Raw genomic sequence first — 11,832 nt, forward strand, 5'->3', positions numbered from 1 at the left:
TCAGGCGAACGCCGAGTGGCAGCTGGTGATCCCGAAGTCGCAGTGGAAGAAGACCGATCCGGTGAGGCTCGTCGTGATCGACAACCGGCTCGAGCTTGGGGCCGCGCGGCATGGCGGATAAGCAAATCGACACGATTCGGCCCGGGGCGTGCCAGATGCTTACGTTGTGAGTGACTGCTCGATGGCCAGCCCGCAGCGAACCACAGACGGGCGACGGCGCAATGCGTCGCCCGCTGCCATTCAAGTTACCGCATCAGCGCATCGAACCCGTCCAGCAGCCGCTCGATGTCCGCCGCTTCGATCGCGCCCATCGTCGAGATGCGGAACAGCGCCTTCGACAGCCCGCCTTGCCCGGCATAGATCACGAAGCCGCGCGCTTTCAGGCCGTCGTGCAGCTGCTCGTACGACACGCCTGACGGCAGCCGGTACGCGCGCAGCACGACCGACGACGCGCCGTCCGGCAGCACGAGCGGCATGCCGCGCGCGGCGAGCCCCGCGCGGGCCTGCTCGGCGAGCGCCGCGTAGCGCGCATGACGCGCGCGCCAGCCGCCCGCTTCGTCGAACTCGCGCAGCGCCTCGACGAGCGCGTAGTACGCGTGCACCGACGGCGTAAACGGCGTGTTGCGCTGATCCTGCAGTTTCGCGAGCCGGCCGAGATCGAGGTAGTACGTGCGGCTCGCCGCCAGCGCGAGCGCCGCGCGCCGCACGATCACGAACGCCGCGCCCGGCACGCCGTGCAGGCACTTGTTCGCGGTCGCCGCGACCGCGTCGATGCCGCCGAAGTCGATCGCTTCCGCACCGAAGCTGCTCACGCCGTCGACCAGCATCTTCACGCCGCGCGCGCGGCACACCGCGGCAATCGCGGCGAGGTCGTTCAGCCGGCCGGTCGTCGTTTCATGATGGATCACGGCGACATGCGTGAAGTCGCGATCCGCGTCGAGGCGCGCGGCCACTTGCGCGATATCCGGCGCGTCCATCCAGTCGTGCTTCAGCACGTCGTGCGGGATCGCGTATTGCGTCGCGATCTGCGTGATCCGTTCGCCGTAGACGCCGTTCTCGATCACCAGCAGCTTGCCGTCGCGCGGCACGAGCGCCGCGATCATGCTTTCGACGGCGGCCGTGCCGGAGCCCGTCATCAGCACGGCGGCCCAGTCCGCCGGATCGAGATCGTACGCGGCGACGAGGCGCGCGCGCGCCTCGTCCTGCAGATCGAAGAATTCGCTTTCGCGATGGCACAGGTCGGGTTGCAGCAGGCTGCGGCGCACGCGTTCGGTCAGCGTCACCGGGCCCGGGTTGAGCAGCAGCATGATTAAACTCCTTCGGGCGCGGCACCGATGTGCCGCATCAGGCGGGTCTTGACCTCGACCGGCGTGACGGTCGGGCGCGGCAGGCCGTCCGGCACGCCGCAGCGGGTCGCGATGCCGACGAAGCGCGCGCCGGCCGGCTGCGCGGCGTCGCGCGCGGCCGCGAGCGTCGCGTCGAGCACGTCGAGCGTGTCGCCTTCGATCGCGAACGCGTACCCGCACGCAGCGGCGACGCCCGCGAACGACACGTGCCGCGACACGGTCGCCTGGCCGCCGGTCGACTCGTGCGCGCCGTTGTCGAGCAGCACGTGGGTGAGGTTCGCCGGGCCGTAGGTGCCGAGCGTCGCGAACGCGCCCATCCGCATCAGCGCGGCGCCGTCGCCGTCGAGCGCGACGACGTGCAGGTCCGGCCGCGCAAGCGCGAGGCCGAGCGCGAGCGTCGTCACGCAGCCCATCGAGCCGACCATGTAAAGCTGGTTCGGGCGGTCGTCCAGCGCGTACAGCTCGCGGCCGCAGAAGCCGGTGGATGCGAGCACGACGGTCGAATCGGCCGGCGTGTGCGCGATCACGCGCGCGAGCGCGTCGTGACGCGTCGGCCATGCGTCGGCCGATGCGGCGCGCGGCACCGATTGCGCGACGACATGCGGGCGCGGCGCGTCGGCCGGGTTCTGCTTCAGCTCATACGGCGCGACGCTGCCTTTCTGCATCACGAGCGCATACGGGCGGCCCGTCTCGTCCATGTGCGCGACCGCGCGGTCGAGCGCCGGCCCGATGTCGGCGGGATCGGTCGGGAAGGTCTCCCACGGGATCTCCATCGTGTCGAGCATCGCCGGCGTGATCGGGCCCATCAGCGCGTGCTGCGGCTCGTCGGGCACGCCCGGCTGGCCGCGCCACGTGACGATCAGAAGCTGCGGCAGGCGGAACGTCCACGTCAGCGACGTGAGCGGGCTCACCGCGTTGCCGAGGCCGGAGTTCTGCATCATCGCGATGCCGCGCTTGCCGCCGAGTGTCGCGCCCGCGATCAGCGCGACCGCGTCGCCTTCGTTGGCCGCCGACAGGTAATGCAGCGTCGGGTCCTGCAGCACGTAGTTGATGAACGGCGTCAGATACGAGCAGGGCACGCCCGCATACCAGTCGAACCCGCGCGCGCGGGCCGCTTCGACGAATTGCGCGGCTTCGATCATTGCTCGTCTCCGTTGCCGGCGTCCTGCGAGGAGAACGGCGTCTGGCCGTGCGCGAAGTCGCCCGCGCGGCGGAAATCGTCGAGGTCGTTCACGCCGCGCCAGTGGCCGTGCACGTACTGCACCTCGATCTTCTCGCCGGCGTCGATCAGCGCGTTCAGCAGCGCGGGGATGTCGAGCGTGTCGAAATCGCCGCGCGCGCCGAGCGTCGCCAGCATCGCGTTCAGGCGGGCGACGCCCGCGCCGCGCACGTTCAGGAGGCCGATCCAGCGGCCGTTCGCCGTGCCGTTCGCCGCGTCGCTCGACACGCGCTGCAGATAGACCTTCTGGCCGAACAGCCCGCGATCGTCAGCAGCCGAGCAGAACGCGAAATCGCGCACGCTCTGGTTGGACGGCTGCGTCTGCGACGAATCGACGACGACGCTGAACTCCGCCTCGCTTTCCGCGAGGTCGCGCAGGATGTAGCTGCGGAACAGCAGGTCGCCGTACGAGATCACGGTGTCGCCGGTCAGGCGCGCGGCGGCACAGGCGAGCGACACCAGTTCGCCCGTCTGCGCATAGCGTTCGTTGACGACGAGCTTGATGCCGGACGTGTCGATCGCGTCGGCGCGATAGCCGCCGACCACGGTGATGTCGTTGACGCCGTGCTGCTTGAAGCCGTCGACGAGCCAGCGCAGCAGCGGCTTGCCGGCGACCGGCAGCATCACCTTGGGCCTGTCCTCGGTGACGGCCTCGAGCCCCTTGCCGCGGCTCGCGGCGAGCACGATCGCAGCGTTCGACGCGCGCGACGACGACGACAGGTAGATGCGCTCGGCCGCCGAGTATTCGGCGGCGTCCTGCAGGCGGAAGATCTCGTTGACGCTCGCGACGCGATCCTCGACGTTGACGAGGGTTTCGCTGTCGTGGATCTCGCGCGCGACCGCCTGCATCGACGAAGCCGCCGCGCGGATCAGGTGGTTCGCCCAGATCACGGTGCTGATGCCCGCCTGGCGGAACACGTCGGTCGGCGTGCTGTAGTACTTGGTCGGCACGATCACGAGCGGCGCGCGATTGCCCCATTCGCGCGTGAACGCGAGGATCTCGTCGGGACGCGACAGCTTGCTGTGGATCAGGATCGCGTCGGCGCCCGCGTCCGCATACGCATGCGCGCGGCGCAGCGCCTCGTCCATCCCCCAGCCCGCGATCAGCGCCTCGACGCGCGCGACGATCGAGAAATCCGGGTCGCCCTGCGAATCCTTGCCGGCCTTGATCTTGCCGCAGAACTCGTCGATCTCGGCGAGCGGTTGGCGCTCGCCGTCGATGAAGCTGTTGGTCTTCGGGAACTGCTTGTCCTCGATGCACACGCCGGCGATGCCGCGCTGCTCGAGCTTCTTCACCAGGCGGCGCACGTTGTTGAAGTTGCCGTAGCCGGTGTCGCCGTCGAGCAGGATCGGCAGGTCGCTCGCGTCGGCCATGAATTCGAGCACGTCGACGACCTGGGTCCAGCTCGCCTCGTTGTTGTCGCGCACGCCGAATTGCGCGGAGATCGCGAGGCCCGAGGCCCAGATCCCCTTGAAGCCGGCCTCGCGGACGATCCGCGCCGACAGGCCGTTGTGCGCTTCCATCAGGAATTCGAGCTCGCTGGACACGAGCATCCGGCGCAGCCGCGCGCTGCGCGATTCGGTGAAGTTCGGTTCGCGGGCGTTCATCGTGCGGCTCCTGCGGTCGTGCGCTGGATCAGCGGCAGCACGTCCTGTGCCGCGCGCGCGACGTCGTTCGGGAAATCGATCTCGATCCACGGCGCGCCCGTCACGTCGGCGACGTCGAAGTGGCGGCCGCCTTCGAGCAGCAGGTCGCGCACCGCCTCCTCGTGCGGCATGTTCGCGCGGCCGCTGTCGACGTAGCCCGCGACGATCGTCGCGAGGCGGCGCGCGGTGTCCTCGGTGAAGCGGAAGAAGCCGACCGATTCGCCGATCGTGTCGTAGTCGAGATCGACCGCGAGATGCTTGCGCAGCTCGACCGGCACGCCGTTCTTCAGGCACAGCTTCACCGGCTCGTCGCCGCTTTCGAAGTCGCGGTCGATCAGCAGGCGGTCGACCGGCTGGCCGGGGTTCGCGACCAGCGCGTGCAGGATGCTTTCGTCGTACAGCACGTCGGCGTCCATCAGCAGCACGTCGCCGCCGCGGGTCATCGCGTCGGCGGCCGTGTGCACGGTCAGCACGCTGCCGAGGTCGTAGCGGTCGTTCAGCACGATCTCCGCGCGGCGGCCGAGACGGGCGAGTTCAGCCTCGACCTTGCCGGACTGGAAGCCCAGCGCCAGCACGATTTCGTCGACGCCGGCGGCTTCGAGCACGCGCAGATGGCGCTCGAGCAGCGTCATGTCGTCGAAGCGCAGCAGGCATTTCGGGAATTGCGCCTCGGGAGGCTGTTGCAGGCGCAGGCCGAGGCCCGCCGCAAGAATGATGGCTCGCATGAGTTCTCCAACCAAAGATCAGCCGGATCGAATCGTGTCCGATCAGTCGGCCAAGGGCAGCGGCGCGCGGCGACGCTGCCAGTTTCGTTCACTGAAATGCAGGTAGAGCAGGCCGGGCAGGCCGAGCGCGAGTTCGCGCGCGCGCTTCGCGAGCGACAGCGCGAGCGCCGCGTCGGGCGGCAGGCCCACCAACGGCGCGAGCAGCAGATAGCCGCCTTCCTGCGCGCCGAGCGAGCCGGGGATCGCGAACGCCGCGCCACGGATCGCCTGGCCGACGCTTTCGAGGAGCAGCGCGTCGAGCCAGCTGACCGGATGCCCGAGGAAATGCAGCGCGAGCCACACTTCCGCCGTGCCGACCACCCAGCCGACGAGGCTGATCGCGAAGGTCGACGCGACCTTGCCGCGTTCACGGTACAGCGCGCCGACCGCCTGGTCGATCGCGTCCGCGCGCGCCGCGAGCGACGACCAGTCGCGCGGGCCGAGCAGCTTCGACGCGACCCGCAGGCCGCGGCCGAACAGGCCCCGCCGCTGCGCGGCGTAGAACAGGGCGGCGCAGCCGCCGAGCACCGCCGTCGCGATCAGCGCGGGCGTGCGCAGGTGCGCGACCGAATCGTGTGTCGCATGCGCGCTGAACGCGGCGATGCCGATCAGCGCGAACGCCATCTGCGCGAGCGCCTGCATCGTCGTGCTGACGGTGACGACCGCCGCCGCGTCCGTCAGCTGCGCGCCGCGCTGCGCGAGGTGGCGCACCATCAGCACCGGCCCGCCGATCTGCCCGGCCGGCAGCAGGCTGTTCACCGATTCGCCGGCCCAGCGCGCGCGCAGCGCTTCACCCAGCGTCGCGCCGGGCTGCCCGCGCCGGAACATCACCGCGATCGCGGCCGCGTCGATCACGAGCGGCACCAGATGGAACGCCGCGACGAGCGCGAGCCCCCAGCCGGCCGCGAGGAACGTCGACGCGACCGCGCCGACGCCCTGCCACGCGAGCAGCGCAACGAACAGCACTGTCCCGACGGACAGCAGGATCATGCCCGCGCGCGTCATGAACCGGTCGTTCGGCGCGGCGCCAACTGCTTGAATACCTGACGGAAACCGAAGTACGCGATCGCGTCCTTCATGTTCGAGATGAAGCGCTTCCACGGCCGCATGCCGGCGTCGGTCACGTATTCGAACGTGAGCGTCACGCGCATTTCGTTCTGGCCGAGCGGCGTCACGCGGTGGCGCAGCTTGTCGCCGTCGAACAGCACGATGCCGCCGTCGGCGATCTGCGCCGAGCCGGGTTCGTCGGGAACCGCCGGATTGCGGGTGTGCAGCTCGTAGTCGAGCCGGCACGACGAATCGTCGATCACGCCGAACAGCAGCGTGTAGCGGCGGCCGTCGTAGTACGACGTATCGTAGTGCCAGCCGATGTGGTCACCCGGCTTCGTGTAGTAGTACAGCGCATACGCGTGCGGATCGTCGTCCGGCGACGGCAGCAGCGTGTCGCGGGTGAGCTTTTCCAGAAAGCCGATCAGCGCCTTCGACCGATACAGCTCGGCGATGTACGGCGCCTTCGCGTCGATCGTGTGGCGGCTCACGCTGCCGCCCTGCTTGTGGCCGGGCAGGTAATTGCGGTTGATGTCGGCCTGCAGCGCGCGCGCGGCGTCGGCGAGCTTCGCGGCGGCGTCGGGCGGCAGGAAGCTGTCGAGATACAGGAAGGCATCCTGACGGGCGAACTCCCGCTGCAGGTGGTCGATGTCGAGCTGGGCGACACGTTCGGCGACGGTGCGGTCCGGAGACGGTGCGGCGCCGCGTTGCCGTTTCAGCGCGGGGTTTTCGCGCGTGCGCGTGGTCATTTTGTAGCCTGGATTTCGGTGGAATTCTGCGGCAGGCTGCCGCGCCGCGCGATCCGCCAGTAGTCGATCACGACCCAGGCGGCGAACAGCGGGGCGCCGATCGAGGCCGCGAGCAGGAACGGCTCGACGCCGTTCGAGAGGGTGACGAGCGGCAGCAGGTAAAGGACGTCCTCGGTCTCGAAGCCGCCGGCGAACGCTTGCTTGGTGCCGGCCTTGCCGGCGAGCGATTCGATGCGCATCCGCAGGTAGAAGATCAGCGCGACCGCCGCGCCGGCGACCGCGCCGAGCAGCACCGGCGACGCGGCCATCTGGCCGCCCTCGGCGACGATGCCGGCACCCATGCTGACGAACAGCGCGACGGTGACGAACGCGTCCGCCGCAAGGTCGTAGAAGTGGCCGATCTTGCTGGTTTTCCCGCTGATGCGCGCCAGTTCGCCGTCCGTATGGTCGACGAAATTCGATAGCACGATCAGCAGCGCGCCGGCGTTGCCCCAGCCGAAGCCGCCTTGCGCGAGGCACCAGGCGCCGGCGAGGCCGATCAGCAGGCGAAGGGTAGTGAGGTGGTTCGGCGTGACGGCGCTGTCGACGAGCGGCCGGACAAGCGAGCGAGCGAGTCGCGCATCCCAGGTGCGCGGCAGGGGAGGCTCGGAGCGTGTGGAAGTTTTTCTTGGGTCCATCGGCGGAATATATACGGAATTGTAATTTTTTGCTTTTTCCCGATCGATTCGGCGACGTTTCCTGCGATCCGAAGAATGTGGGGCGCAGCGCGCCGGCGCGCGCGGAGGCAGGCCCGGCGGGTCTTGCGGCGCGAGGCGCGATGTGGCCCCCGGGGCGATCGCGGACCGGCCGCGCGCGGGGTGGCCGGTCCGCGGCGCTTTGCCGCTGTGTCACAAAAGTATGGTATGGCATGCGCCGGTCGAAGCATGCCGCGCAGGCTCGGCTCAGCCGCCGGTCGCCGGCGCGCACCATTCGGCGACCACCCGGCCGCCGACGATACGTACGGGCAGGCGTTGCACGCACAGGCCGCTCGTGCCCGGCATGCGGCCGGTGGTCAGATCGAAGGTCAGGCCGTGCGCGGGGCAGCGCAGCCGGGTGCCGTCGAGCGGGCCGCTCGCGAGCGACGCGCCCTGGTGCGGGCAGCTGTTGTCTATGCCGTACAGCATGCCGCCGATGTTGAAGACGACGATGCTGCGGCCGTTCGCGAACGCGAGCGCGCGCTGGCCGGGCGCCAGTTCGTCCGCCGCGCAGACGTCGATCGTATGCGTCATGGCGGCCGCTCAGCGCCCGAGCGCGTGGTGCATCGCAGCACTCAGCGCGTCGGCGGGAACGGCGCCCGATATCAGGTCCGTTCCGTTGAACAGAAATGCCGGCACGCCGCGCGATGCCGCGAGCCGCACCGCCGGCGATGGCGGTTCGCAGGCCGGCGCGCGGGCGACGAGTGCGCGCACCGCATCGGCCGCGAGGCCGCAGCGTTCGGCGACGTGCACCAGCACGTCGGGATCGCCGATGTCCTCGCCGTCGATGAAATAGGCGGTAAACACGCCGTCGATCAGCGCGGCATGTTGATCTGGCGTGCCGGCCGCCGCGTGGGCCGCAACGCGGTGCGCCAGTTCCGTATTGGGCATCACGCGAATCCGCTCGAAGGCCAGTTCCAGCCCGGCGGCGCGCGCGGCGGTGCGCACCTGCTCGCGCCGGGCGGCGACCGCCGCTTCGCTGCCGAGCCGCGCCACGTAGAACGCCTGGTACGGCGTGCCGGCGAGCGGCGTGTCCGGCAGCAACTGCACGCCGTGCCACGCGAGCCGGGGGCGGACATCGGGGGCGGTTTCGGCGAGCCGCGCCAGCGCGCGGTCGAGCTGCCGTTTGCCGATCAGGCACCACGGACAGACGAAGTCGAACATCACGTCGATCGTCAGCGCGGCGCCCGGGCGGGCGCCCTCGCTGGTTTGATCTGGGTCAAGCGTTGACATGGATCATTTCCTTGAGTCGTGCGCGGCGCGACAATCCGCTGCAAGCGTACGCTGCAGCATATCGGCTTGCCGCACTGCGCAAACCCCTCGGTGCGAGGGGGGTGTGTGCGTTGCTGCGCCGCAGCACGCGCGGGACGCTCTGGCATAAAACATGCGTCCGATATCCGGCAAATCCAGCAACGTACTTTTTCATCTGGAGAACACTCGGGATGCGCGGCGTCTGCGATACTCGGCCGGTACCCTGTGGTGCCGGTCGCCGGTCGTGGACCGCCTGGGTTTCGCGCCGCTCATGAGACACCCCGCTGCGGCGTCAACGTCGTCATACCAAGACTCGCTCGACACAATCTGCCATGTCTTCTTCCCGCATCCTTGCTCCCGCACTGCGTTCCCTCGTCCGTACCGCCGACGAAGCCGCTGCGATGATTCGTCCCAACATGACCGTCGCGATGAGCGGCTTCACCGGCTCGGGCTACCCGAAGGCGGTGCCGACCTCGCTTGCGTCGCAAATCGAAGCAGCGCACGCACGCGGCGAAGATTTCCGCATCAACGTGCTGACCGGTGCGTCGACCGCGCCTGAGCTCGATGGCGCGCTCGCCCACACGGACGGCATTTCGATGCGCCTGCCGTACCAGTCCGATCCGACGCTGCGCAACAAGATCAATGCCGGCGAGGTCGAGTATCAGGACATCCACCTGAGCCACGTCGCGCAATATGCATGGTTCGGCCTGTTCGGCGAGATCGACGTCGCGATCGTCGAAGTGGCCGGCATCCGCGAGGACGGCCTGCTGATTCCGTCCGCGTCGGTCGGCAACAACAAGACGTGGCTCGAGCAGGCCAAGAAGGTCATCCTCGAAGTCAACTCGCGCCAGCCGGCGGGCCTCGACGGGATGCACGACATCTACTACGGCACCGCGCTGCCGCCGAACCGCAAGCCGATTCCGCTGACGAGCAGTGCTGATCGCATCGGCGAGCCGTACCTGCGCTGCCCGGCCGACAAGATCATCGCGATCGTCGAGACCGATGCGCCGGACCGCAGCAACGCGTTCTCCGCGCCGGACGAGACGTCGAAGCAGATCGCGCATCACCTGCTCGACTTCCTGAATCACGAAGTCAAGCGCGGCCGCCTGCCGGCGAACCTGCTGCCGCTGCAGTCGGGCGTGGGCAACATCACCAACGCCGTGCTCGCGGAACTGAGCTCGGCAGGCTTCTCGAACCTGACCGCGTTCACCGAAGTGATCCAGGACGGCATGCTCGACCTGCTCGCCAACGGCACGCTGAGCTTCGCGTCGGCGACCGCGCTGTCGCTGAGCCCGGATGCGGTCAAGCGCTTCGCTGACGAAATCGCGATGTTCCGCGAGAAGATCGTGCTGCGCCCGCAGGAGATCAGCAACCATCCGGAACTCGTGCGCCGCCTCGGCTGTATCGCGATGAACGGGATGATCGAAGCCGACATCTACGGCAACGTCAACTCGACGCACGTGATGGGCACGAAGATCCAGAACGGCATCGGCGGCTCGGGCGACTTCGCGCGCAACGGCTACCTGTCGTGCTTCATGTCGGCCAGTACCGCGAAGGGCGGTACGATCTCGCGCATCGTGCCGATGGCGAGCCACGTCGACCACACCGAGCACGACGTCGCGGTGGTCGTCACCGAGCAGGGTCTGGCGGATCTGCGCGGCCTGTCGCCGAAGCAGCGCGCACGCAAGGTCATCGCGAACTGCGCACACCCGGATTACCGTCCGATGCTCGAGGACTACTTCGATCGCGCATGCCGCGACAGCTTCGGCAAGCAGACGCCGCACCTGCTCGCCGAGTCGCTGAGCTGGCACGAGCGCTTCGTGCGCACCGGCACGATGAAGGTCTGACGGGAATTGGGCGGGCAGCGCGGCGGTTGATGCCGCGTAGTCCGCAAACGGTCGCGGTGTATGAGTCGCGGCCGGTAACGCGTGCGAAGAACGGGGAGAGTTGCCCGTTCTTCGCACGCGTTTTGTTTTTCGGGGCGCGGTCGAGCGCTCCGGCTTCCTTCCTTGTGGGCGGGCGGCGGCATCGCCGCGCGTCGTGACGACGCTTGCCTCAGACCATCACCGCTAGATTTCGCCCGATTCGGGCGATTACCCGCCGGCAGCGCAGTCGCGCTGCAGCCCGTTCGTTGACGGGTAGACCCGACCGATGCCGCGTCACGCCGCGGCCCGAACTTGTTCATGATCTGGCGGGGCGTGTTGAATGGCTTTTTCGCCCGGCGGCACCTGCCAAACGTGAATTCGCGGTGTTCGTCAACTTCTTCGAGACGATGACGGCGATTCGAGAGCGACGAGTGAGGCGGCTATTGGATTTATCTGATTTTGTATAATTAAATAGGGTATTTATCTTAATTAATATAAGACGATATTTTTGAGATTGATTGTCGTTATTTAAATAGAACTATTGCTATTGAATTGAGTGGAAATTCGCGTTAATAATTCGGCTCTTGTTGCGCCAGCGGCTTGTGGATGGCGCACTCGTCGCCGTTGAACGCGCATGGGCTAACCGCTTTGTCAATCACATGTCCTGCGATGACTGCCTGAGCTAGCCGCCGTGTCGCCCACGGCTATCCGAACGGGGTGAAGGGAGGGCTCGCGAAATGAACGTGAAATGGCCAGAACCGATGTCGGAAGGTGGGCGCTTGCAGAACCCGGAAGCGAACGATGCGTGGGCGACGGGTTATTGCAACGTGGCCGATCCGAAACTGACGTGTCAGCAGACCCTGCATGTCTCGCTGATTTTTGACGGCACGAACCACAACGACAAAGGTAACGAATGAATGTGAAACGATGGGCCGGAGTGATGGCCGTCTTGGCGGTGCTTCTCGCCGGATGCACCGGGTTGCAGACGAATGCGTCCACAACGGTTGAGGTGCCTCGGCGGGTCGAACTGAGTAGCGGCGGGACCAAGACGTTCAATTACACGCCGTGGTACATCCACACGTTTTCGATCTCCGGGCCGAAAGGGTCGCGTATCGGTGGTGGCGGGCCGAATGTGATGCCGGCACGTGGGGACGGGCGGCCCTCTGGCGGGGGGGCGGAATCTTGCTGTACGCGCTACCCGCGGGAATGG

Annotated in this window: 12 protein-coding genes; 3 read left to right on the forward strand and 9 right to left on the reverse strand. The window is 68.0% G+C overall.

Going from position 1 to position 11,832, the window contains the following annotated elements:
- Positions 1–245: 245 nt before the first annotated feature.
- From LIG30_RS21205 to LIG30_RS21245, 9 genes are all read right to left on the reverse strand, one after another.
- On the reverse strand, positions 246–1,307 hold the full coding sequence (locus tag LIG30_RS21205) for a 2-aminoethylphosphonate aminotransferase (protein ID WP_038715188.1): 1,062 nt from the start codon (positions 1,305–1,307) through the stop codon (positions 246–248).
- A gap of 2 nt (positions 1,308–1,309) precedes the next feature.
- Positions 1,310–2,488: a phosphonopyruvate decarboxylase gene (gene aepY / locus LIG30_RS21210; RefSeq protein ID WP_038715190.1), complete on the reverse strand. Its 1,179-nt coding sequence runs from the start codon at positions 2,486–2,488 to the stop codon at positions 1,310–1,312.
- Positions 2,485–4,173 (reverse strand): phosphoenolpyruvate mutase, encoded by a 1,689-nt coding sequence (aepX, locus tag LIG30_RS21215; protein WP_038715192.1) that lies wholly within the window; start codon positions 4,171–4,173, stop codon positions 2,485–2,487. Before aepX ends, aepY begins: the two co-directional genes overlap by 4 nt.
- Positions 4,170–4,937, reverse strand: a complete 768-nt coding sequence (locus LIG30_RS21220) for a phosphocholine cytidylyltransferase family protein (protein WP_038715195.1) — start codon at positions 4,935–4,937, stop codon at positions 4,170–4,172. The genes aepX and LIG30_RS21220 overlap by 4 nt, the downstream gene beginning before the upstream one ends.
- A 42-nt stretch (positions 4,938–4,979) precedes the next feature.
- Positions 4,980–5,981 carry an HpnL family protein gene (locus tag LIG30_RS21225; RefSeq protein ID WP_038715196.1) on the reverse strand — a complete coding sequence of 334 codons (1,002 nt, stop codon included), beginning with the start codon at positions 5,979–5,981 and terminating at the stop codon, positions 4,980–4,982.
- Complete coding sequence (locus LIG30_RS21230) at positions 5,978–6,772, reverse strand: HalD/BesD family halogenase (RefSeq protein ID WP_038715197.1); 795 nt, start codon at positions 6,770–6,772, stop codon at positions 5,978–5,980. The genes LIG30_RS21225 and LIG30_RS21230 overlap by 4 nt, the downstream gene beginning before the upstream one ends.
- The gene (locus tag LIG30_RS21235; protein ID WP_038715199.1) at positions 6,769–7,449 is read right to left on the reverse strand and encodes a CDP-alcohol phosphatidyltransferase family protein; all 681 of its coding nucleotides are present in this window, start codon (positions 7,447–7,449) and stop codon (positions 6,769–6,771) included. Before LIG30_RS21235 ends, LIG30_RS21230 begins: the two co-directional genes overlap by 4 nt.
- Before the next feature lie 264 nt (positions 7,450–7,713).
- Complete coding sequence (locus LIG30_RS21240; RefSeq protein WP_038715201.1) at positions 7,714–8,040, reverse strand: Rieske (2Fe-2S) protein; 327 nt, start codon at positions 8,038–8,040, stop codon at positions 7,714–7,716.
- 9 nt (positions 8,041–8,049) lie between these two features.
- The gene (locus tag LIG30_RS21245; protein ID WP_051995111.1) at positions 8,050–8,739 is read right to left on the reverse strand and encodes a DsbA family oxidoreductase; all 690 of its coding nucleotides are present in this window, start codon (positions 8,737–8,739) and stop codon (positions 8,050–8,052) included.
- A gap of 350 nt (positions 8,740–9,089) precedes the next feature.
- Here LIG30_RS21245 and LIG30_RS21250 point away from each other — a divergent pair, with 350 nt between their 5' ends.
- The 3 genes from LIG30_RS21250 to LIG30_RS25600 form a co-directional block, all read left to right on the forward strand.
- Positions 9,090–10,604, forward strand: coding sequence for an acetyl-CoA hydrolase/transferase family protein (locus LIG30_RS21250; RefSeq protein ID WP_038715202.1), 1,515 nt, complete (start codon positions 9,090–9,092; stop codon positions 10,602–10,604).
- Positions 10,605–11,359: 755 nt separating this feature from the next.
- Positions 11,360–11,539 (forward strand): hypothetical protein, encoded by a 180-nt coding sequence (locus tag LIG30_RS25595; protein ID WP_083494118.1) that lies wholly within the window; start codon positions 11,360–11,362, stop codon positions 11,537–11,539.
- A 23-nt stretch (positions 11,540–11,562) separates the two neighbouring features.
- Positions 11,563–11,832, forward strand: a 270-nt coding sequence (locus tag LIG30_RS25600; protein WP_235510346.1) for a DUF3304 domain-containing protein, incomplete at its 3' end; no start/stop codon positions are given.

The organism is Burkholderia sp. lig30, from assembly GCF_000687455.2.
Classification (GTDB): Bacteria; Pseudomonadota; Gammaproteobacteria; order Burkholderiales; family Burkholderiaceae; genus Burkholderia.